Below are 21,556 nucleotides of genomic sequence, written 5' to 3'. Positions count from 1 at the left end.
CCCTACTCTACCTGACCCGTGGGTCAGAGGCTGGGAGATGGTAAGCTCTTTTCCCGTGGAAGGCTTTCCCGTGGTGGTCCCCATAGAGGTGCGCTTCCGCGACCTGGACGCTTTGGGGCACGTGAACAACGCCGTTTACCTGACCTACTTGGAGATGGCCCGGGTGGCCTACTTTTCTCGGCTAAAAAGGGACTGGCTGGAGAAAGGGCACTTCATCCTGGCCCGGGCGGAGGTGGACTTCCTGAGGCCCATCCTTCTGGAAGATCCCGTGGAGGTAGGGGTGAGGGTGGTGCGCCTGGGTCGCTCCAGCTTTGAGATGGAGTACCTGGTGCGGGCGGGGGGAGAGGAGGCGGCCCGGGGCAAAACCGTTCAGGTTTGGCTGGAAGGGGGAAGGCCTGCTCCCCTTCCCCAGGAGGTGCGGGATCGCATCGCCCAAATGGAGGGAAGGCCTCTTTAGGGGGGTGGGTTTTGCTATCCTAAGAGCCAGATGACCGTAGAAGAACGCCTCTACAAGCTGGAGGGCATCGTGGAGGGGGTGATGGCCGTCCTCCCCGACCGGGTATCCGCCCTGGAGGCGAGGATGGATCTTCTCCGCCAAGAGGTGAAGGCGGAGATGGCCAGCTTGCGCCAGGAGGTGAGGGCGGAGATCTCCGGGCTTCGTCAGGAGATGGACGGCCTGCGCCAGGAAGTGCGGGCGGAGATCGCTGGCCTCCGGCAGGAGATGGACGGCCTGCGCCAGGAAGTGCGGGCGGAGATCGCTGGCCTCCGGCAGGAGATGGACGGCCTGCGCCAGGAGGTGAGGGCGGAGGTTTCCGGGCTTCGCCAGGAAGTGAGGGCGGAGATCAACACGGCCTTCAACAAGGCCATGCTCTACTTCACGGCCATAGCCGTGGTTCTAGGGGTGCTTACCCTCTTGCGCTAGGGAGAAATCCCCCCTTTAGGACCACCACCGTGACCCCGTGTCCCCCCTCGTGGGGGGGTGCGTCGGCGAAGGCCTCCACCCTTTTGTCCCGCCGCAAGGCCTCCCGGATGGCCTGGCGCAGGGCCCCGGTGCCCTTGCCGTGGAGGAGGCGGAGGGTGGGAAGGCCCAAGGCTTTGGCCTCCTCCAGGGCGCCCTCCACCTCCAGCAGGGCCTCCTCCACGGTGAGGCCCCTTAGGTCCACCTCCCGCCCCTCCCGGCGGGGCTTGAGGGGGAGGGGCTTGGGCTGGGCTTCCTGGGGAAGGGGTTTGAGCTCCCCGGCTTTGAGGCTCATCTTCACCGGGCCCACTTGGACCAGGGCCTCCTCTCCCCTGAGCTCCAAGACCTTGCCCCTTTTGCCCAAGGAGGGCACCTCCACCGCCTGTCCCAGGGCGAGGCCCGGGGGGGGTGGCGAGGGCTCTGCCTTCTTGGCGTAGCGCTCCCTCAAGGCCATGAGCTCCCTCAGGGCGTCCCGCTTGCCCTGGGTCCGGGCTTTCTCCTTAAGGGCCTTGATCTCCGCTTCCGCCTGGAGAAGCCGCCTCCGCACCTCCTCCTCCAGGGCCCTAAGGCGCCTTTCCCTTTCCTCGGCGAAGCCCCTTTCCCTGGCCAAAAGCTCCTGCCTCAGGGCCTCGGCCTCCTCCAGGGCCTCCTGGAGGCGGCGCTTTTCCTCCAAGAGGGCCAGGCGCTCGGCCTCCAGCTTCTCCAGGAGGGCTTCCAGCCGGCCCCCCTCGGGAAGGAGGGCCTCAGCCCGCCTCAGGACCGCCTCGGGCAGGGCGAGCCTCCGGGCGATGGAAAGGGCGTAGCTCCGCCCCGGCACCCCTAGGACGAGCTCGTAGGTGGGTTTGAGGCTTTCCAGGTCAAAGCGCATGGAAGCGTTCAGGATCCCCTCCCGCCCCTGGGCGAAGGCCTTCAGGGGGGAGAGGTGGGTGGTGACCATCCCCTTGACGCCCCGCTCCAGGAGGGCCTCGAGGATGCCCTGGGCGAGGGCCGCCCCCTCCTCGGGGTCGGTGCCGCTCCCGAGCTCGTCTATGAGGACGAGGCTTTTCTCCGTGGCCCCCTCCAGCATCTCCTTGAGGCGCTTCAGGTGCCCGGCAAAGGTGGAGAGGTTTTCCTGGAGGGACTGCTCGTCCCCGATGTCGGCGTAGATCCGGTCGGGCCAGGCCAAGGTGGCCTTCCTTGCGGCCACGAAGAGGCCGGACTGGGCCATGAGGAGGGCCAGGCCCAGGGTCTTCAGGAGGGCCGTCTTCCCCCCCATGTTGGGGCCGGAGAGGAGGAGGAGCCGGTGGGTTTCGTCCAGGGCGAGGCTATTCTTCACCGGATTCTCTATGAGGGGGTGGAAGGCCTCCTCCAGGGCGTAGCCCTCGCCGAAGCGGGGACGGGAAAGCCCCAGGTCCCTGGCTAGGGCCGCCTGGGCCTGGACGAGGTCCAGAAGGGCCAGGGCCTCCAGGGTCCCCGGCACCCCAGGGTCCTCGGCCAGGCGCTCCGAGAGCTCCCTCAGGATGCGGTTCACCTCCTCCTCTTCCTGGAGCCTTAGGGCGTAGAGGCGGTTGTTGAGCTTGACCACGGATAGGGGCTCTATAAAGAGAGTGGCCCCGGACTCGGACTCGTCCAGGAGGAGGCCGGGGACCTTGTGGGCCATGCCGGAGCGCACGGGGATGCAGTAGCGCTCCCGCCTCACGGTAACGAAGCGGTCCTGGATGGCCTCCCGGTGGCGGTCCATGAGGGCGTAGAGGCGGTTTAGGATCTCCTGGCGCAAGGGGTGGAGTTCCCTTCGGACCTGCCGGAGGCGGGGGCTCGCCTCGTTCCGCACCGCCCCTTCCTCGTCCAGGGCCTTCCTGATCCGGTCCAGGAAGGCCTCGTGGTCCCCGATGTCCGCCGCCACCTGGCTCAGGGCGTTTTGCAGGGGGAGGAGTTCCTCCTTAAGCGCCATGGCTCCCTCCAGGGCCCGGGCTGCCCTGAGGAGCTCGGGCCCGGAAAGCCTCCCTCCCGCTTTTGCCCTTTCCCAGGCCTCCTTCAGGGCCCCCGCCTCGGGGAGGGGGTAGGGGTAGCCAAGGGCCTCCTGGGTGAGCCCGTGGCGCCTTTCCGCCTCCTCCTGGGAAAGGGGGCCTAGGTCCAGGGCCAGGGCCTTCCCCAAGGGGGTCTTGGCCCTCTCCGCCAGGAGGGCCCTTACCCTGGGGAACTCCAGGACCTCGAGGACATCCCGCACAAAGGTCCAGTATAGCCCAGGGCTAAGTACCCCACCGCGGCTTTCGCCGCGGCGGGGGCCCCAAAAGGGCCTTGCCAGAGCTCCCACCTGGACATCCCATGTTGCGAAACTAACGTATGGGCACTTAGCGCTTTAGGAGCTTGAGGGCCAACCGCAGGAGGACCTGGGCCTGGGGGCTTGTGGCCCCTTGGATCAGGACCCCGATCCGCCCCAGCCTCCCCCAGGGCAGGAGGGCGAGGAGGCCTCCCAACAGGGCGAGAAGCCGCTTCCTTTCCTCGGGGGAAAGGCTTTCCCAGCGGGCCTTGGCCTCCAGGAGGAGGGCGTGGAGCCTTTTCCGGAAGCCTGGGGCTTTGGGATCCTCTCCCCGGAGGCCCTCTGCCGCCCTAAGGAGGTTTTCTTGCCCCATCGGGTCAAAGGAGTCTCTGGGCCCCATCTGGCTCAGTATACAGGCTCCAGGAGGAGGTAGCGGGCCTCCACCTCCCCCGCCACCTCCTCCCCCGTGAGGAGGTCCACCCCCCGAGGAACCCGAAGCCTGGCCCCCTCCTTGGCGAAGTAGGCCAGGACCTCCTTCCCCCGCCACCGCCTGCGGAAGGCCAGGACCCCCTTGGGGGCCCTTAGGGGCAGAAGGCCTCCCCTCCGGAGGGCCGGGTGGGTCTTTTTGAGGTGGGCGAGGCGCTTCACGAAGCGGAGGAGGTCCTGGTCCCAGACTCCCTGGTCCCAGGGGAAGGGGGCGCGGCAGTAGGGGTCCCCCGCCCAGACCCCGTAGGGGTTGGGCTGGGAGAGGCCGATCTCGTCCCCGTAGTAGAGGGCAGGGCTTCCCGGGAAGGCGAAGAGGAGGGCGTAGGCCAGCTGGTAGACCCCCTTGTCCCCCCTAAGCCGCCAAAGGGCCCGGGGGATGTCGTGGGAGGAGAGGAGGGTGTACATGCTGTGGCGGAGCTGTAAGGGCAGGGCGGCGTAGTGGTCGTGGAGGACCTGCCAGACCTCCTCAGCCGCAAGCTCCACGGGGTGGCCGTGGACGTCCCGCCCCGAGAGCCAGGCCATGACCGGGTGGGCGAAGCCGGCGTAGTGCATGGCCCCGTCCAGGGTGTGGGCCCGAAGGGTGGGGACGGCGTCGTAGGAGAGCTCCCCGAAGACGAGGGCCTCCTCCCTTTCCTCCTTGGCGGCCCGGGCCAGGGCCCGGAGCCAGCGGGCGTTCTTGCGGCTGGTCCCCCCTTCCCCGAGGGCATGGGCCACATCCAGCCGAAAGCCGTGGCAGAGGCGCATCCAGTGGCGGATGGGGGCCTCCTTGCCCCACACGAAGCGCTCCTGGGTCAGGGGGGAGGCGTAGTCCAGCTTGGGCATCTGCTTCACGCCCCAAAAGCTCGCGTAGGTGCCGTCGGGGTAGAAGGTGAACATCCCCCGCTCGGGGCTCGTGGGGTCCTCTAGGGCCTTCTGGAACCAGGGGTGGGTGGCCCCGATGTGGTTGAAGACCCCGTCCAGGATGAGCCGCATCCCCCGGGCCTCGAGGGCCTGGTAGAGGGCCCTTAGGGCCTCCTCCCCCCCCAGGTGGGGGTCCACCTGCAGGTAGTCCTCGGTGTCGTAGCGGTGGCTAGAAGGGCTTTGGAAGATGGGGGTGAGGTAGAGGGCCTCCACCCCCAGCTCCTCTAGGTAGGGGAGGGCCTCGAGGACCCCCCACAGGTCCCCCCCGTAGAACTCCCGGGAGCCCTCGGGGCCCGGGGGCTCGTGCCAGGCCTTCTTGCGGATGGGCTTCCCCCCGTAAAGCCAGGCCCCGTCCTCGGGGGCGAGCCCTTTTCGCCCCTGGCGGAAGCGGTCGGGGAAGATCTGGTAGAAGACCGCCCCCAGGGCCCACTCGGGGGGAAGGGGCTCGGGGAGTAGGTGGAAGAAGCGGTCGTAGCGGGGGAGGGCCTTCTCCAGGCCGTGGCTTCCCAGGTACCCCTCGGGGAGGCGGAAGAGGTAGCGGAAGGGGCTTTGGGCCACGGCCACCCTGGCCTTGAGCCCCCCAGGGGCCTTGGCCAGGGGCCTTTGCAGGACCTCCCCGCCCTTCTCGTAGAGGAGAAGCCCCTCCTCGGCCCCGGTTTCCAGGAAGATCTCCACCTCCTCCCCCAGGCGGGGGAAGGCGGGGGAGAGGTGCTCGAGGTCGTGGTAGTTCAAGAGATCTCCTCCAGAAGCTGGATTATCTGGGCCTTGAGAAAGGGGAGATCCCGGACCACGGTTTGCCACACTTCTTCCAGATCCACGCTGAAGTACTCGTGCACCAGCAGGTTGCGCATGGCCACCATCTCCCGCCAGGGAAGCCCAGGATGGGCCTCGTGGAAACCCCTCCCCAGGCGAGCCGCAGCTTCGCCGATGCGTTTCCGGTGGTGGACCACCCAGACCTGGATCAACTCGTCCTCGAGGAAACGCTCGCGGCCTATAGCCGCGTAGCGCTCTATGCGGGCGATGGCCTCGAGGATGTCCGCAAGCCGCTCCTTGGGCTCCCTCATAGAGGGATGGCCTCCTTTAGGACCCACTCCCTAATCCGAGGCGAAAGGCCCCCTTCGCTGACTACGTCCACGGGCATCCCCAGGAGGTCCTCGAGGGCCAGCTTGAGCCGGACATGGTCTAGGAGGGAGGAGGGAGCGCCCCTCTTCAAAAAGGACCAGGAGGTCCAGGTCGCTGTCTTGGCGGGCCTCTCCCCGGGCCACGGAGCCAAAGACCCTTACCTCTTTCGCCCCGTGGCGGGCGCAGAGGCCGAGAATGGCTTCCCTTCTGGCCCTGAGGCTCTCCAGGTTCATGGCCTTATTCTTTCACGGCCCCCGCCGTGTAGCCCGAGACGAAGTACCGTTGGAAGCCGTAGAAGAGGAAGAGGATGGGCAGGGAGCCCAGGACGCTGGCCGCGGCGAAGAGGCCCCACTTGGTCTGGAACTGCCCGGCGGTGAAGCTCCTAAGCCCCACGCCCACGTTCCAGCTTTCCACCCCGGTGAGGACCAGGTTGGCCAGGATGAACTCCGAGTAGGTGCCCACGAACTGGAGGAGGAAGATGAAGACGAACATGGGAGCGGAGAGGGGGAGGAGGATCTTGGTGAAGACCTGCCACTTGCTGGCCCCGTCCACCATGGCCGCCTCCTCGAGGCTGGGGCTGATGCTCTCCAGGTAGCCCTTGTACACCCAGGTGCCGAAGCTGACGATCCCCCCGGAGTAGGCCAGGACCAGGCCGGTGAAGGTGTTCAGGAGGTCCAGGCGGGAGAGGAGGTAGAAGATGGCCACCAGGGCCAGAAATCCCGGGAACATCTGCACGAAGATGAAGAAGAGGAGGAGGGGGTAGCGCCCGGGCAGGTAGCGGAAGCGGGCGAAGGCGTAGCCCGCCGTGGCCGTCAGGAGAACGGCGAGAAGCCCCGTGAGCCCGGAGATGAGGAAGGTGTTCCGCACCCACAGGAGGAACTTGGCCTCCGTGCCCTGTCCGGTGAACTGCTTGGGGGAAAGGGTGAGGGCCAGGGCGAAGACCCCAAGGGCCATCAGGAGGAGGAGCCTCCCCTGCCAAAGGTCCATCCAGCCCTCCTCCGGGAGGAAGCGGCGGAGAAGCCCAATCCCCGCCACACCCAAGAGGGCCAGGCCCGAGAGGAGGAGGAGGCCCAGCTGGTAGGGGTAGAAGACGACCCCCTCCACCAGCTTGGCGTAGTTTTCCAAGGAGGGCTCGGGCAGGTAGGGGATGACCTTGGCGTCCAGGAGCAGAAAGCCCGTGTCGGGCCTCCTGAAGCTGAAGAGGTTGTTGGTGGGGTCAAAGCTGGCGGCCACCACCTGGACCACCGGGTAGTAGACGAGGAGGATGAGGACCCAGAGGAAGAGGTGGGTGACCCCCTGGAGGAAGAGGGGCCAGGGGCTTTTCCGCCTCCCCTTCAGGCGGTTCGCGAGGGCGGTGTAGACCAGGCTGTAGAGGAGGATGAGGAGGACCAGGAGGAGGAGGAAGCCCAAGGCGTAGGCCCAGCCGTAGGGGACGAAGACGCTGCCGAAGGCCGCCTGCCTGCGGTAGGAGCCCTCGTCAAAGAGGCGGTGGGCTGCGAACCAGTAGACCCCGTAGAGGGCGAGGCCGGTGAGGAGCAAGGCCAGGACCTTCCGCATCTACCTCACCTCCCTCAGGGCCCCGGTGACCCGGAAGTTCACCAGGCTGATGGCCACGGTGATGGCGAAGATGAGGAGGCTGATGGCCGCCCCCAGGCCGTAGGCGGACTGCCCCTCGGCGCTGAAGGCGGTCTTGAAGGCCCAGGAGATGAGGATGTCCGTGGCCTGGGCCGTGGCTAGGCGCCCTTCCTGGGCCGGCCCTCCCCCGGTGAGTAGGTAGATGATGTAGAAGTTGTTGAAGTTGAAGGCGAAGGAGGAGAGGAGGATGGGCACCATGGGCTTTTCCAGAAGGGGAAGGGTGATGCCAAGGAGGGTCTGCCAGGGGGTGGCCCCGTCCACCTTGGCCGCCTCGTAGAGCTCGTCGGGGATGGTGGAAAGGGCCCCCAAGGTGGCCGTCATCATGTAGGGGAAGCCCAGCCAGAGGTTCACCAGGAGGATGGCCACCTTGGCCCAGTCGGGGTCGGTGAGCCAGGGGATGGGGTAGATCCCCAGGACCCCCAGGAGGCGGTTGATGGCCCCGAAGTTGTAGTTGAGGAGGGCCACCCAAACCTGGACGGTGATGACCCCGGGCAGGGCCCAGGAGACGATGAGCACCGTGCGGTAGAAGTTCCGGAGCTTGAGGCCCTTGTTGTTGAGGAGGAGGCCCAGGATGAGGCCGAGGAGGGCGTTTAGGAGCACGGTGCCCGTAGCGAAGACCACGTTCCAGACGAAGACGGGGAAGAGGGCCTGGCTGGCCTGGGAAAGGATGAAGGCGAAGTTCCTGAGCCCCACGAAGCCGAAGGCGTTCACCTTGGCCACGAACTCCGCCTGGAAGGGGGGGGCACGGTCCAGGAGGAGCTCCTGACCTTCAGCCTCGAGGATCCTGGCCCGCAGGCGGTGTCCCTCGGCGTAGACCTCCACGGGCTCCCCCGCGCAGGGGTCGCACCGCAGGGCCTCTTCCACGGGTTCCTCCAGGAGGAGCCTCTGGCCCTCCTGCTCCACCACCGCCGTTTCCGTGGAGCGGTCGGGGAAGCCGCTACGGGCCCCGGAGTAGTCGGTGAAGGCCAGGTAGACGGTGAGGCCGACGGGGTAGAGGGTGAAGACTAGGAGGAAGGCCAGGGCGGGGAGGAAGTAGTACCAGTCGGAAAGCCAAGGGAAGAGGCGGCCCACGGCCAACGCGGCTGGTACCAGGAGCCCGAGGGCCATGAGGAGGATGGTCCAGCCCGGCAGGTCCAGGTAGGGCTCGAGGAGGAGGTAGGCGAAAAGGCCTATCCCCGTGGAGACCAGGAGGAGCCCCAGGAGCAGGCCTAAGGCCGAAAGAAAACCCTTGAGTCCGGGGGGGTGCTTCATGGTCTAAAGGCGGCTCCCCACGGGGGGAAGGGCTCCCGTGGGGAAGGGGCACGGGGCCTATCTGCCCAGGGAGGCCTGGATCTCCTGCGCCATGGTTTCCAGGATCCTTCCCACGTTGGAGTCCGGCCTCTGGATGGCCAGGGAGATGGCGTTCCCCCAAGGGCCCCAGACCTTGCCCATCTCGGGGATGTTGGGCATGGGGGTGCCCAGGGGGAAGACCCTGGAGAAGCCCGCCACCACGGGGTCCCTCTCCAGGGCCCTGGCCGCGCTCTTGGACACGGGGATGCGGCCTCCTGCCTGGTTGAAGGCGACGAGGTTGTTGCCCAGGACCAGGGTCTTGGCGAAGTTCACCGCGGCCGTCTTGTTCTGGGAGTAGGTGTTCACCACCACCCCCTGCACCCCCAGGAAGGGTCCCCAGGGGTTCCTAGCCCCGGGGGGGGTGGGGAAGGGGGCGATCCCGAAGTCGATCCTGGCCCTCTTGTAGTCCCCCAGGGCCCAGGGGCCGTTCAGGGTCATGGCCAGGGCCCCGTCCTTGAAGGCCCCGTCGGCCACCCCGTAGTCCACCCCCTCGGGTACCAGGTTGTGCCGGAAGCGCAGGTCCTTGATGAACTGGAGGGCCCGCTCCCCCACCTCGCCTCCCAGGAGGAGCCGAGAGGGGTCCAGGTTGCCCCGGGCGTCCTTGGCGAAGACGTTCTCCGCCCCGTAGGCCCGGAAGAAGCCGAAGTTGAAGTAGGGGTTGCCGATATCGTAGAGGAAGCCGAAGGAGGTGCCGGTGGTGTGCCTCCTGGCCAGACTCAGGAACTCCTCCCAGGTCCTTGGGGGTTGCGCCACGTAGCGCCGGTTGTAGATGAGGGCCACGCTCTCCGCGAAGGCGGGCAGGCCCATGAGCCTGCCCCGGAAGGTGAAGGCCTCCACGGCCACGGGCTCGAGGTCGGCCAGGTAGCCTTGGGTCACGTGCCTGGCCATGGGCTCCACGACCCCTGCCTGGGCCATCTCCCCCAGCCAGTCGTGGGGGATGGTGACCAGGACGTCCGCGGCCTGCCTTTGCGGGGCCCCTAGGAGGAACTTCTGCTTGATGTCCCCAAAGGGGACCTCCACCACCTCCACCCGGGTGCCCGTGGTCCGTTCAAAGGTCCGGGCCTGGGCCCTGAGCCACTCCAGCTCGGGGCCAGGGAAGTGGGTCCAGACGGTGATCCTCCCCTGGGCGAAAGCCAGGGAGAGACCTAAGGCGAAAAGGGCCAGAACTCTTCCCATGCTCCTCACGCTCCTACCTCCATGGGCTTGGTAGCCATTCCGCCACCGGGTTTTCCCCCAACCGCACCCCAGGATAACCCACCCTGGCCAGGGGCGCAAGCCCTAGGGGGCTCGCCCTCGCGTGGGAGCTAGCCGGGCCAGGGGGCCTTGGGGCTACCCGGTTTTGGGGAATCCCAGGGCTTGGCCAGGGGGCCCTTGGGGTCATTCCAACCGGGAGATCTCCCGGGGTGGGGGGCCCTTTTCGTAGGCCTCGAGGAGGGCCGAAAGGGCCTTTCCCCGGTGGGAGTGGCGCGCCTTCTCCTCCAGGGTCATCTCCGCAAAGGTCTTTCCGGCTTCGGGCACGTAGAAGAGGGGGTCGTAGCCGAAGCCCCCCTCCCCCCTTGGGGCCTCGAGGACCATCCCCTCCACGCTCCCCTCGTAGGCCTCGGCGTGCCCGTCGGGGTAGGCCAGGACCAGGACGGCCACGAAAAGGGCCCTCCTCTCCTCCCCCTTTAGGTGGCGCATCCTCTCCAAGAGGTAGACGTTCCGCTCCCGGTCCGTCTCCCGGCCCCCGTAGCGGGCGCTATGGACCCCGGGCTCCCCCCCTAAGGCGGGGACCACCAGGCCGGAGTCGTCCGCCAGGGCGGGGAGGCCCGTGGCCTTGGCCACGTAGGCGGCCTTGAGGAGGGCGTTTTCCAGGAAGGTGGCCCCTTCCTCCTTGGGCAGGCGCAAGGGGAAGTCCGCCAGGGAGAGGAGGGTCCAGCCTAGGGGGGCTAGGCCCAAGGTTAGCTCCCGCACCTTGCCGGGGTTGGCGGTGGCGAGGACGACCCGCATCCCCTTCAGGATACTCCCTTGAGGGCGGCCACCACCTCCTCCGGGGTGTCCACGGGGGTGAGGAGGGCGAGGTCCTTGGCCCCTATGGCCCCCTCCTGCCGCAAGAAGTCCATCCAGGAGAGAAGTCCTTGCCAGTAGCCCCGCTCCAGGACAAAGACGGGGAAGGGGTGGACCTTCTCGGTTTGGATAAGGACCAGAACCTCGGCGAGCTCGTCCAAGGTGCCAAACCCCCCGGGCAGGAGGACGAAGCCAGCGGCGTAGCGCACGAAGAGGACCTTGCGCACGAAGAAGTAGCGGAGGGAAAGGGCGTGGGTCTGGTAGGGGTTGGGCCTTTGTTCCTGGGGAAGCTCTATGTTAAGCCCCACGCTCACCCCGCCCGCCTCAAAGGCCCCCCGGTTCGCCGCCTCCATGACCCCGGGCCCACCCCCCGTGACCACGCCGAAACCCGCCTCCGCCAGGGCCTTCCCCAGCCGGTAGCCCAGGGTGTAGGCGGGGTGGTCCTCCCCAAAGCGGGCCGAGCCGAAGACGGAGACCAGGGGGACCTCTATCTCCGAAAGGGTTTCAAAGCCCTCCACGAACTCCGCCAGGATGCGGAAAAGCCGCCAGCTGTCCTCGTGGTGGAGCTGGTCAATGAGGGGCTTTCTGGGCATGGCCCTAGCTTAGCCTAAGGAGGGGAACCCGCCCGGCCCTTCACGCTGGCCCGAGCCAGGCCGTGTTATACCCTTTCTTCGTGTTTCCTTCGCTCTGCCAGCTCAGAAAAGCTCGCTGGGAACCTCTAGGGAAGGGGGGTTGCGAACCTTGGAAAGGTGCGGTTAATCTGCCGGCAAGGAGGAGGTGACCCCATGATCCGGATTTCGCTCCTTGGGCGGACCTTGGCGGCCAGGGGGTTCTTGGCCCCTTCCCTGGCCCTCCTGCTTGGCGCTTGCGTCCTCTTCGGGTTTGGGTGGGCCCAGTCGGACTTCACCCTCTCTCTCAACCCCGCGAGCCTCACCATTCGGCAGGGGGAAAGCGGGCGGACCACCCTCACCCTCACCCCGCAGGGGGGCTTCACGGGAACGGTGAGCTTGAGCCTAGTGGACGGGAACGGGAACCCGGTTCCCTTGGTCACACTTTCCCCCACCACGGTGAGCGTGACCGGCCCCAACCCTGTGACCCTGAACCTCACCGTCAATGTGGCCAGGGGCGCGCCAAGGGGGAGCTACAGCCTCCGGGTCCGGGCCACTTCAGGGAACCTCACCAGGACGGCGAGCCTGAGCCTCACGGTGGCCGCCGCGGGCAGTGGTGCCACTTGGACGGAGCGGCGCTCGAGGACGGACAAGATCCTTAGGGGCGTCACCTATGGGTCCGGTCTCTTTGTGGCTGTGGGGTTTGGGGGCACCATCCTCACCTCCCCGGACGGGGTGAACTGGACGCGGCGGGACTCGGGGACGGATACGTTCCTCTTTGGCGTCACCTACGGGTCAGGCCTCTTTGTGGCGGTGGGGGGTGAGGGCACCATCCTCACCTCCCCGGACGGGGTCAACTGGACGAGGACGAGGAAGGTCTCGAGGATAGACGACCTCCTTTGGGACGTCACCTACGGCAATGGCCTCTTTGTGGCGGTGGGGGGTGAGGGCACCATCCTCACCTCCCCGGACGGGGTGAACTGGACGTGGCGGGACTCGGGGACGAGGGAGACCCTCTCTGGCGTCACCTACGGGAATGGCCTCTTTGTAGTGGTGGGGTGGGATGGCACCATCCTCACCTCCCCAGACGGGGTGAACTGGACGTGGCAGAACTCGTGGATAAACAACTGGCTTTTCGGCGCCACCTACGGGTCCGGCCTCTTTGTGGCGGTGGGGAATGGCGGCACCATCCTCACCTCCCCAGACGGGGTGAACTGGACGTGGCAGAACTCGTGGATAAACAACTGGCTTTATAGCGTCACCTACGGGAATGGCCTCTTTGTGGCGGTGGGGGATGCGGGCGGGGTCCTCACCTCCCCGGACGGGGTGAACTGGACGGAGCAGTCCTCGGGGACGGACAGGGACCTCTCTAGCGTCACCTACGGGTCCGGTCTCTTTGTGGCGGTGGGGGATGAGGGCACCATCCTTACCTCCCCCTGAGGGGAGGGTTTCTGGGGCCTGGGGCCGCCTTCAGCGCGGCCCCTTAGCCCTTGGCCTCCTGGGGAGCGCTCTCGCCCTCACGGACCGCTCCCCGCTAGACTCTTATTAGACCCTTTTCAACTTGAGTTCTTCTCCCGGGGCCCCCAAGCCGGCATGGGGTGGTATCACCGGGGCCCCTATGCTGGCTTGGGCCAGCATGGGGTGGTCTCAGAGCTCCTCCAGGCTCACCCGCCTCAGGGCCTCCACCCGCACCCCCAGGCGCTCGGCCAGGGCTCTGTAGCTTTCCGGGTCCCCGGTGACGTAGTGGACCACCCGCCCCTGCCCCTCCGGGTTCAAAAGCCCCTCCGCCTTCAAAGCCCCGGCCACCCGCCCCGCCGTGGCCTCGGCGGAGTCTATGAGGGCTACCCGGGGCAGGACCTCCTGGATGGTCCTCTTCAGGTAGGGGTAGTGGGTGCAGCCTAGGATGAGGGCCTCGAGGTCCTCCGGGGCCTCCTCGAGGTAGTGCCGGGCGATGAGGAGGGCCACGGGGTCGTCCCAAAGCCCCTCCTCCACCAAGGGCACGAGGAGGGGGCAGGCCTTGGCCCAGGAGAGATCCAGGTAGCGCTCGTAGGCCCGGCTACGCACCGTGGCCTGGGTGCCGATGAGGCCCACCTTCCGGTAGCCCCGGGCCACCTCCGCCGCAGGCTCCAGGACCCCGAAGACGGGCACGGAGAGGTCTTCCGCCAGCTCGGGAAGGGCGGCGGAGCTCGCCGTGTTGCAGGCCACCACGATGGCCTTCACCCCCTCCCTAAGGAGAAAGCCCGCGATCTCCCAGGCGAAGCGCCGCACCATGGAAAGGGGCTTTCCTCCATAGGGCACCCGGGCCGTGTCCCCAAAGTAGAGAAAATCCTCCTGGGGAAGGGCCTTCTTTAAGGCGGTGAGCACCGTGAGCCCGCCCACGCCCGAGTCAAAGACGCCGATGGGGGCCTTGGGGTTCCTCACGGGGCCCCAGCATACTGGACGTCCGAGGGGGGGTGGTATACTATCGGGGTTGCCCCAAGGGGGCAGGTGTCTAAGGAGGTGCGCAAGTTGCGGCTGGTCACGTCTGAATCGGTCACGGAAGGGCACCCCGACAAGCTGGCGGACCGGATCTCCGACGCCATCCTGGACGCCCTCATCGCCCAGGACAAGAAGGCCCGGGTGGCGGCGGAGACCCTGGTCACCACGGGGCTCGTCTTCGTGGCGGGGGAGATCACCACCGAGGGGTACGTGGACATCCCCGGCTTGGTGCGCAAAACGGTGCGGGAGGTGGGCTACACCCGGGCCAAGTACGGCTTTGACGCCGACACCTGCGCCGTCCTCACCGCCATAGACGAGCAGTCCCCGGACATCGCCGGAGGCGTGAACCTGGCCTACGAGTGGCGGGTCCTCAAGTCCACCGATCCCCTGGACCGTGTGGGGGCCGGGGACCAGGGCCTCATGTTCGGCTACGCCACCGACGAGACCCCGGAGCTCATGCCCCTTCCCATCACCCTGGCCCACCGCCTCACCATGCGCCTGGCCGAGGTGCGGAAGACGGGCCTCCTCCCCTACCTCCGCCCCGACGGCAAGGCCCAGGTCACCGTGGTCTACGAAGGGGATAGGCCCCTTTACGTGAAGACCGTGGTGGTCTCGGCCCAGCACTCCCCCGAGGTGGAGCAGGACCAGCTTCGGGAGGACCTGATCCGGGAGGTGGTGCGCCAGGCCATCCCCGCGGAGTACCTCAAGGAGGGGGAGACGGAGTACCTCATCAACCCCTCGGGCCGCTTCATCCTGGGCGGCCCCCACGCGGACACCGGCCTCACGGGGCGCAAGATCATCGTGGACACCTACGGGGGGGCGGTGCCCCACGGGGGCGGGGCCTTCAGCGGTAAGGACCCCACCAAGGTGGACCGCTCCGCCAGCTACTACGCCCGCTACATGGCCAAGAACCTGGTGGCGGCGGGGCTTGCGAAGAGGGCTTTGGTGGAGCTCGCCTACGCCATCGGCAAGGCGAGGCCCGTGTCCTTGCGGGTGGAGACCTTTGGCACCGGGGTTTTGCCCGATGAGAAGCTCACCGAGATCGTCCGGAGGGTCTTTGACCCCAGGCCCCTGGCCATCATTGAGGAGCTGGACCTCCTCAGGCCCATCTACACCCCCACCTCCGCCTACGGCCACTTCGGCCGGGCGGGCTTCCCCTGGGAGGAAACCGATCGGGTGGAGGCCTTAAGGCGGGAAGCGGGGCTTTAGCCTCACCTCCAGGTACCCGCCCCTGGCCCAAACAGGCCGCCCCAGGCGCGCCCTCAGCGCCTTCTCGGGCCCTTCTCTTCCCGGCGGAAAACGGGGGCGGGGCGCCCCGCCCCCGCTTTACCGGCGCGCTCAAGGGGATGTGCAAAACCCCCAAGCGCTGGTATGGGCGAAGATGCCGCTACCGAAGGCTACAGACATAGCGGCGGCGTCGGGGCATCCGGTTGGCACGACCCGCCAGTTCTGCCCATCGGTGGAGACAACTACAATTGGGAAGCTCCCGCTCCCCGCCACCACCGCCCCGTTGCCGTAGGCCAGGCTAGCGAACTGGCCCTGGATATTATGAAAGCTCCAGTTCACCCCATCGGAGGAGGTGGCCACCAAGTCAGGGTCGCCCACCATCACGAACTTGTCCCAGTCGGGGACGTAGAGGATGTCCGTAGGGAAGCTTCTACCCCATGGGGTTTGGGGAGTGTCCAGGGGCATCACATTCCAATTGGTACCATTTGGAGAGATGGCCAGCATAGGGTAGTCAGGTCCATCAGATCTTTTAATCTCCCCTACTGCCACGTACTTCCCCTGGCCGAAAGTGAGACCCCTGATCACGAGCTCTTGGTATCCTGAGGGTATGGGAAGGGAAATGAAGTTCCAGGTGTAGCCCCCATCCTGGGAGAAGTAGAGGCGCTGTGGGTTCATGCCGCCGGTATACCAAGCCCAGAGGCGGTCGTTGACGAAGCGAACTCTCTCTAAGGGCATTTCTCTGCCGTCGTACTGTTGTGAACAGTGTCGGTTTGGATCTTTGGCCCCAAAGACGATTTGCCAAGTCTGGGCATTGTCGGTGGAGACGATGACAAGCCCGGTTCCTCCCCCCACCGCTACCCAAGTTCTGTGAGCGGGGTCGTAGGCCACATCACTAAGCCAGCCACAAACCTCTGGACCGGCATCAAAGGTTTTGGTAAAGCTCCCGTCCTGCGGGTTGTAGACATACGCCCGCGTGCGCTGGTCGTAGCCATTGGTCCCAGCTATTACAAAGATCCCATTGCCATAGGCCACCCGCTGGAAGTTGAGGTTGGCTCCCCCGACCCTGGTCCACACATCCACGGTGAGGGGCTGTTCCCGCACGATGTCCCCCGAGCGGGCCCTCAGCCGCACCGCGTATCCCTTGCCCGCGCCAAAGAGGGGGATGTTGTTATCCGCCAGAACATAGACGCTAAAGGTCTGGGTGCCCGTCACGTTCACGCTCGCCGGGTCAAGGCTCAGCCCGGGCACCGGGTTGCCCCCTTCGTCCACCAGGGAGAGGTCCACCTGCCCCTGGAAGCCGTTCCGAGGGGTGATGGTGAAGTACACGCTATTGTTTAGCCGGTTCGAGGGGTCGCGGCGGGTGGTGACAACGCCCTCCCGGCCATTGATGTCCCTCACAGGGCCGAGGTCAAAGGTCGGGGGCAGGACCACCTGAACGCTGAGGGGCTTCTCCTGGACCACGCCTTCCCCCTGGGCCCGGACCTTGAGGCGGTAGGTGCCCGGGTCCACTCCCTGCCCGGCGCTGACGGTGGCGGTCACGGTCACGCTCCCCCCGGCCTGGAGGATGATGGGGGAGGGGTTGGTGGCGGTGATGGCCAGGCCCTGGGGCAGGGGGTCTTGCCCGTCGGCCAGGCTCAGGTTGACCTCCCCCTGGAAGCCGTTCTGGGAGACCAGGGTCACCCCGAAGGTGGCCGTGCTCCCCTGGGAGACGGAGAGGGGGTTGGGGTTGGGGTCGGAGAGGGTGAAGGTGGGTGGCGGGGGCGGAGCGGTCACCGTGAGGCTCAGGCCCGCCGTCTTGGTCAGGCTCCCCGAGACCGCTCGGACCTGCAGGTTGTAGCTCCCCGGGGCCACGCTGCTGGCCACGTTGACAGTGAGGTCCGGGGTTACAGGGTTGTTGGGGTCAGACACGCTCACCGTGGTGGGGGAGAGGCTAATCCCGGAGACCGGGTTCCCGTTCCCGTCCACCAGGCTCAGGTTCACCGGCCCTGTGAAGCCCCCCTGCGGGGTGAGGGTGAGCTGGGTGGTGCCGCTGCCCCCCTGCTGGATGGTGAGGCTATCGGGGTTGAGGCTGAGGGTGAAGTCGGGGGAGGGGGTGAGCAAGGCCACCGGGTCCACAATCTGGCCGTTGGCCTGCCCGTCGGCGTCCAAATCTCCGCCGTCCCTCACCTGATAGGTGGCCGTGTTCCCCGAGAACTGGGCCCCGGGAACCTCCCGCCAGGTGCCGTTGACGAACTTCCTCAGGACCGCCCCTTGGGGAATGGCCTGGGGGAAGGTGAGGGTCACGGTGAGGGTCCCGCCCTGGGGAACCTGGGCGGTGAAGGCGATGGCCCCGTAGGGAGCCTGGAAGCCCTCGGGTGGGGTCACGCTCTGGTAGGTGGGGCCCTGGGTGAAGGTGCCCCCCTGCAGGCCCATCCCCACCTGGCCCCCGGGAGTGTTCACCGTGCCGCTGTTGGAGCCGCCGCCACCGCCCGAGGAGGCGCTCACCGTGACGGTGAGCTCCGCGTCCTTGGTGACGTTCCCTCCCGTGGCCCGCACCTTCAGCCGGTAGATGCCCGTGGGCGTGGTGGCCCCCGCGGTGAGGGTCAGGTCCCGGGTCAAGGGGTTGGATCCGGAAACGGTGAGGCTGGTGGGGGAGAGGGAAAGCCCCTGGGGTACCGGGTCCTGCCCCGCCACCAGGGACAGGTTCACCGTCCCCGTGAAGCCGTTCTGGGGGGTGAGGGTGAGCTGAACCGTGCCGCTACTCCCCTGCTGCACGGTGAGGCTATCGGGGTTGAGGGCGATGGCGAAGTCGGGGGGCGGGGTCACGTTGAGGGTGAGGCTCCGCTCTGCCGACCTCTCCCCGTAAGTGGCCCGGAGGCTCAAGCTGTGCGGCCCCGTGGGGGCGTTCCTCGCCACCTGGACCTGGAGGGTCACCTGGGCCTGGCCTCCCCTGGGCACGTTCAGGCTGGCGCTGGTGGGGGAGAAGGTGAGCCAGGGGGGGGCCTGGCCGTTCTCCGTCACGCTCAGGGAAACCTGCCCCTGGAAGCCGTTCTGAGAGGTGAAGGTGAGGGTGAGGGGGAGGCTGCTTCCCTGGGCCACGGTGGGGTTGTTCGGGCTCACCCCGGCTAGGGTGAGGTCCGGAGGGGGTGCCCCCCCGCTGCAGGCGGCGAGGAGGAGGGCTAGACCCGTCAAGAACCCATACCAAGCACCTATACGCATCCTTGCCTCCTTTCCGGGACCCCCAGGGTCCATACCTCCATCCTCCTCAGGGGGGCTTACAAAACCCTTAAACGCCCCCTGGCGGGTAGAGGGGGCCCTCAAAGGAAAGGGCGTTTCCTTCGGCTTAGGAGGGCTAGAGGAGTGGAATTCTCCTACGAGGATTCAGGCGCTCTCCACCCGGTTTTTCCCCCGGCGCTTGGCCCGGTAGAGGGCCTCGTCCGCCCGCTTGAGGAGGGAGAGGGGGGAGTCGGTGGGGTTCGCCTGGGCCACGCCGAAGCTCGCGGAAAGCTGCTCTACCGGGGGCACCTTCAGGGCGGCCACCCCTTGGCGCAGGCGCTCGGCCAGGCGGAAGGCCTGGGGAAGCGCCGTTTCGGGCAGCACCAAGGCGAACTCCTCTCCCCCAAGGCGCACCGCGCGGTCGCTTTGGCGAAGGTGGGCCTCCAGGCACTGGGCGAGGGCCCGAAGGACCCGGTCCCCCACCTCGTGGCCGTGGGTGTCGTTCACCCCCTTGAAGCCGTCCAGGTCCAGGACGACGAGGGAGAGGGGGCGGCCGTAGCGGGCCACGCGGAAGAGCTCCCGCTCCAGGACGAGCTCCAGGTAGCGCCGGTTTCTCAGCCCGGTGAGGAAGTCGGTATAGGCGTCCAGCTGGGCCTCGAAGTACCCTTCCTTGAGGCGGACCAGCAGGGAGAGGAGGCCCAAGTAGGCCAGGTTGGAGCCCAGGAACTGGGCCAGAGCGTTGAGGTGCACGGGGGTGTAGTGGCCCCGGAGGCTTCCCAAAAGGGCCAGGAGAAAGAGGCCAAGGAGGTAGAGGAGGGCCAAGCGCAGGGCCTTTTGGGTGGGGAAGAAGAGGTAGCCGGAGAAGTAGAGGAAGGGCACCCAGAAAGTGGCGGGGGAGAGGCTCTGGGGGTTGGCGGCGGAGAGGAGTTGGTAGGTGAGGGTGGAGAAGGGGTAGAGGGCGATGAGGGCGTGGGCCGTGGGAATGGCCCAGCGGGCGGAGGCGGGGTAGCGCTTCAGGGACAAGGCCAGGACGAGGAGGCCCACGGCCATGAGGGGGAGGAAGACCCGGTCCACGGGGTCTAGGCCAGACCTCGAGGCCAGGAGGGCCACCAGGGCGAGGAGGCCTCCTAGGGGCAGAAGCCAGAGGGCCATCCGCCGCCGCACCGGGTTCAGGGGGTCCAGGAGCTCGAGGGTGGGGTGCAAGATACCCTCAGGGTACATCCTAGCCCGGGCCATACCCCCATCATGGCCCAGACCCCTTAACGGAGCCTTAACGGTCTTTAATGCCCTCCTTCCGGGGCCCCCATGCTGGCTTAGGCCAGCATGGGGTGGCATTAAGCACCCCACCGCGGCTTTCACCGCGGCGGGGGCCCCAAAAAGTTCCCCCATAGCCCTGACTTGGGCTTCCCATGTTGCGAAACCAAAGTGCGGGCACTTAGTCCTCCAAGTAGGTGTAGCCCTGAAGCTCCCGGGCGTAGCGCTCCAAGAAGGCCCCCTTCTCCGCCGGGGAGAGCCGGCTTTGCCGCACCAGGCGCTCCACCCCCAGCGTTAGTTCCCGGGCGGTGAAGCCCATCTTCTCAATGACCCTCTCCGCCGTCTCCCCAGGCACAAAGCGCTGGATGGCGAAGCCTTCCTCCCCCACCTCTACGTGGGCCTCCCCCACCTGGCCGAAGAGGTTGTGGTTGGAGCCCAAGACGTCCTGGTAGGCCCCCACCAGGAAGACCCCTAGGTAGTAGGGCTCCCCAGGGCGGATGGCGTGGACGGGCAGGGCGGCGCGCACGTCGTGGAGGTCTATAAAGCGGTCTATCCTGCCGTCGGAGTCGCAGGAGATGTCCACCAGGGTGGCCCTGCGGCTCGGGGGCTCCCGGAGTCGGCTCAGGGGGACGATGGGGAAGAGCTGGTGGATGGCCCAGGCGTCGGGCAGGCTTTGGAAGATGGAGAAGTTGCACACCAGCTTGTCGGCGAGGAGCTTCTCCAGATCCTCAAACTCGTCCGGGGCGTAGGGGAGCCCCTGGACGATGGCGTAGACCCTCCGGGCGGTGTGGTAGAAGATCTCCTCTGCCAGGGCCCGGTCTTTCAAGGAGACCAGGCCCAGGTCGTAAAGGGTCTGCAGGGTCTCCTTGTCGGCGAAGGCATCGTGGTAGACCTCGCGGAAGTTCTTGGCGGAGAGGCCTTGCAGGCCCTCCCAAAGCTCGTGGACCAGGGGGTGGGCCTCCTCCCCCGGGGCCTGGGGCCGCTCCTCGCCAGGGGGGGTGATCACATCGGTCACCTCCAGGACCAGTACCTGGTGGTAGGCGGTGACCGCCCGCCCCGACTCCGTCACCAGGATGGGATGGGGCTCCCCGTGGGCCTCCACCACCTCCTTGGTCACGTAGACCAGGTCCTCGGCGTACTCGGAGAGGGTGTAGTTGGCGGAGGCGTAGAAGTTGGTCTTGGAGCCATCGTAGTCCACGGCCAGGCCCCCGCCCAGGTTCAGGTAGCGGAGGGGGGCCCCGAGTTTCCGGAGCTGGACGTAGGTCTGGGCCGCCTCCCGCACCGCGGCCTTGATGCGGCGGATGTCCGTCACCTGGCTGCCGATGTGGGCGTGGACCATGACCAGGGTGTCCAGGAGGCCCTGGTCCCTCAGGACCTCCACTGCCCGCGCGATCTCCGGGGTGGTGAGGCCAAACTTGGCGTTCTCCCCCCCCGAGGCCTCCCACTGCCCCGCCCCTTTGGCCTTGAGCTTGTAGCGGATGCCCAGGCTGGGCGCCACCCCCAGCTCCCGGGAGAGGCGGAGGACCCGGGGGAGCTCGGCGAACTTCTCCAGGGTGATGACCACGTTGCGGCCCAGCTTTTTCCCCGTGAGGGCCAGGCGGATAAAGTCATCGTCCTTGAAGCCGTTGATGGTGACCAGGGCCTCCTGGGAGAGGTCCTGGGCCAGGATCAGGGCCAGCTCCGCCTTGCTGCCCGCCTCGAGGCCATAGTGGTAGGGCCTGCCCACCCTGGCCACGGTCTCCAGGACTAGGCGGCGCTGGTTCACCTTCACCGGGTAGACCCCGCGGTAGGTGCCCTGGTACCCATACTTCTCCATGGCCTTGAAAAAGGCCTCGTTGAGCTCCTTTACCCGGGCCTCGAGGATCTGGGGAAAGCGGAGGACCAGGGGCAGGGGCCGCCCCTCGTCTCTGAGGGCTTCCACGATCTCCAAAAGGGAGGCCGCGGGTCCCTTGGGACCCAAGGGGGTCACCTCCAGTTCCCCGTCCTCGCCCACGCGGAAGAAGCCCCCGCTCCAGTAGGGCACCAGGTAGATCTCCTCGGCTTCCTTGGGGGAAAAGCGCTTGGCCGTCCTCAATCCGG

The 21,556-nt window shown here is 67.1% G+C and carries 18 protein-coding genes and 1 pseudogene; 4 read left to right on the top strand and 15 right to left on the bottom strand.

All coding sequences use genetic code 11. The annotated features are described in order from the left end of the window. Window positions 1–55 precede the first annotated feature (55 nt). Both ATI37_RS06390 and ATI37_RS06385 read left to right on the top strand, forming a co-directional pair. Window positions 56–457 carry an acyl-CoA thioesterase gene (locus ATI37_RS06390; RefSeq protein WP_117238544.1) on the top strand — a complete coding sequence of 134 codons (402 nt, stop codon included), beginning with the start codon at window positions 56–58 and terminating at the stop codon, window positions 455–457. A gap of 30 nt (window positions 458–487) precedes the next feature. Further along, window positions 488–922 (top strand): intermediate filament family protein, encoded by a 435-nt coding sequence (locus ATI37_RS06385; RefSeq protein ID WP_117237627.1) that lies wholly within the window; start codon window positions 488–490, stop codon window positions 920–922. Here the strand turns inward: ATI37_RS06385 and ATI37_RS06380 are convergent. From ATI37_RS06380 to ATI37_RS06335, 11 genes and pseudogenes are all read right to left on the bottom strand, one after another. Beyond that, the gene (locus ATI37_RS06380; RefSeq protein ID WP_117237626.1) at window positions 906–3,164 is read right to left on the bottom strand and encodes an endonuclease MutS2; all 2,259 of its coding nucleotides are present in this window, start codon (window positions 3,162–3,164) and stop codon (window positions 906–908) included. The two genes, ATI37_RS06385 and ATI37_RS06380, sit on opposite strands and share 17 nt — an antisense overlap. Window positions 3,165–3,288: 124 nt before the next feature. Continuing rightward, entirely contained in the window at window positions 3,289–3,597 is a 309-nt protein-coding gene (locus ATI37_RS06375; protein WP_232822458.1) for a hypothetical protein, read from the bottom strand. A 5-nt stretch (window positions 3,598–3,602) separates the two neighbouring features. Next, window positions 3,603–5,315: a glycoside hydrolase family 13 protein gene (locus tag ATI37_RS06370; protein WP_198665517.1), complete on the bottom strand. Its 1,713-nt coding sequence runs from the start codon at window positions 5,313–5,315 to the stop codon at window positions 3,603–3,605. Beyond that, window positions 5,312–5,647, bottom strand: coding sequence for a HepT-like ribonuclease domain-containing protein (locus tag ATI37_RS06365; protein ID WP_117237624.1), 336 nt, complete (start codon window positions 5,645–5,647; stop codon window positions 5,312–5,314). The genes ATI37_RS06370 and ATI37_RS06365 overlap by 4 nt, the downstream gene beginning before the upstream one ends. Beyond that, window positions 5,644–5,796, bottom strand: coding sequence for a nucleotidyltransferase family protein (locus tag ATI37_RS12055; protein ID WP_232822533.1), 153 nt, complete (start codon window positions 5,794–5,796; stop codon window positions 5,644–5,646). The genes ATI37_RS06365 and ATI37_RS12055 overlap by 4 nt, the downstream gene beginning before the upstream one ends. Window positions 5,797–5,824: 28 nt before the next feature. Next, window positions 5,825–5,938, bottom strand: a pseudogene (locus ATI37_RS12050) (nucleotidyltransferase); the annotation flags it as partial. 4 nt (window positions 5,939–5,942) lie between these two features. Further along, window positions 5,943–7,262: a sugar ABC transporter permease gene (locus ATI37_RS06355; protein ID WP_117237623.1), complete on the bottom strand. Its 1,320-nt coding sequence runs from the start codon at window positions 7,260–7,262 to the stop codon at window positions 5,943–5,945. Beyond that, entirely contained in the window at window positions 7,263–8,591 is a 1,329-nt protein-coding gene (locus ATI37_RS06350) for an ABC transporter permease subunit (protein WP_117237622.1), read from the bottom strand. A gap of 57 nt (window positions 8,592–8,648) precedes the next feature. Then, the gene (locus tag ATI37_RS06345; protein WP_117238542.1) at window positions 8,649–9,845 is read right to left on the bottom strand and encodes a sugar ABC transporter substrate-binding protein; all 1,197 of its coding nucleotides are present in this window, start codon (window positions 9,843–9,845) and stop codon (window positions 8,649–8,651) included. Window positions 9,846–10,046: 201 nt separating this feature from the next. Beyond that, window positions 10,047–10,658: an RdgB/HAM1 family non-canonical purine NTP pyrophosphatase gene (rdgB, locus tag ATI37_RS06340; RefSeq protein ID WP_198665516.1), complete on the bottom strand. Its 612-nt coding sequence runs from the start codon at window positions 10,656–10,658 to the stop codon at window positions 10,047–10,049. A gap of 5 nt (window positions 10,659–10,663) precedes the next feature. After that, the gene (locus ATI37_RS06335) at window positions 10,664–11,308 is read right to left on the bottom strand and encodes an LOG family protein (protein WP_117237620.1); all 645 of its coding nucleotides are present in this window, start codon (window positions 11,306–11,308) and stop codon (window positions 10,664–10,666) included. Between the two features lie 192 nt (window positions 11,309–11,500). Between ATI37_RS06335 and ATI37_RS11680 the strand changes: the two genes are divergently transcribed. After that, window positions 11,501–12,763 (top strand): hypothetical protein, encoded by a 1,263-nt coding sequence (locus ATI37_RS11680; protein WP_198665515.1) that lies wholly within the window; start codon window positions 11,501–11,503, stop codon window positions 12,761–12,763. A gap of 207 nt (window positions 12,764–12,970) precedes the next feature. Here the strand turns inward: ATI37_RS11680 and murI are convergent, their stop codons facing one another. After that, window positions 12,971–13,744, bottom strand: coding sequence for a glutamate racemase (murI, locus tag ATI37_RS06325; protein ID WP_117237619.1), 774 nt, complete (start codon window positions 13,742–13,744; stop codon window positions 12,971–12,973). Between the two features lie 87 nt (window positions 13,745–13,831). On the opposite strand from murI, the gene metK reads away from it, so the two are divergent. Then, the gene (gene metK / locus ATI37_RS06320; RefSeq protein ID WP_232822517.1) at window positions 13,832–15,010 is read left to right on the top strand and encodes a methionine adenosyltransferase; all 1,179 of its coding nucleotides are present in this window, start codon (window positions 13,832–13,834) and stop codon (window positions 15,008–15,010) included. Between the two features lie 129 nt (window positions 15,011–15,139). Here the strand turns inward: metK and ATI37_RS11675 are convergent, their stop codons facing one another. The 3 genes from ATI37_RS11675 to speA all read right to left on the bottom strand — a co-directional run bounded on the left by ATI37_RS11675 (window position 15,140) and on the right by speA (window position 21,551). Continuing rightward, window positions 15,140–18,226: a choice-of-anchor U domain-containing protein gene (locus ATI37_RS11675; RefSeq protein ID WP_198665514.1), complete on the bottom strand. Its 3,087-nt coding sequence runs from the start codon at window positions 18,224–18,226 to the stop codon at window positions 15,140–15,142. Between the two features lie 162 nt (window positions 18,227–18,388). Beyond that, window positions 18,389–19,426, bottom strand: a complete 1,038-nt coding sequence (locus ATI37_RS06305; RefSeq protein ID WP_408646653.1) for a GGDEF domain-containing protein — start codon at window positions 19,424–19,426, stop codon at window positions 18,389–18,391. Window positions 19,427–19,658: 232 nt separating this feature from the next. Further along, window positions 19,659–21,551, bottom strand: coding sequence for a biosynthetic arginine decarboxylase (speA, locus tag ATI37_RS06300; RefSeq protein WP_117237618.1), 1,893 nt, complete (start codon window positions 21,549–21,551; stop codon window positions 19,659–19,661). Window positions 21,552–21,556: the final 5 nt, after the last annotated feature.

It is taken from the genome of Thermus sediminis, assembly GCF_003426945.1.
In the GTDB taxonomy this organism is placed as follows: domain Bacteria; phylum Deinococcota; class Deinococci; order Deinococcales; family Thermaceae; genus Thermus; species Thermus sediminis.
This window is presented reverse-complemented; position numbering and strand designations above follow the sequence as displayed.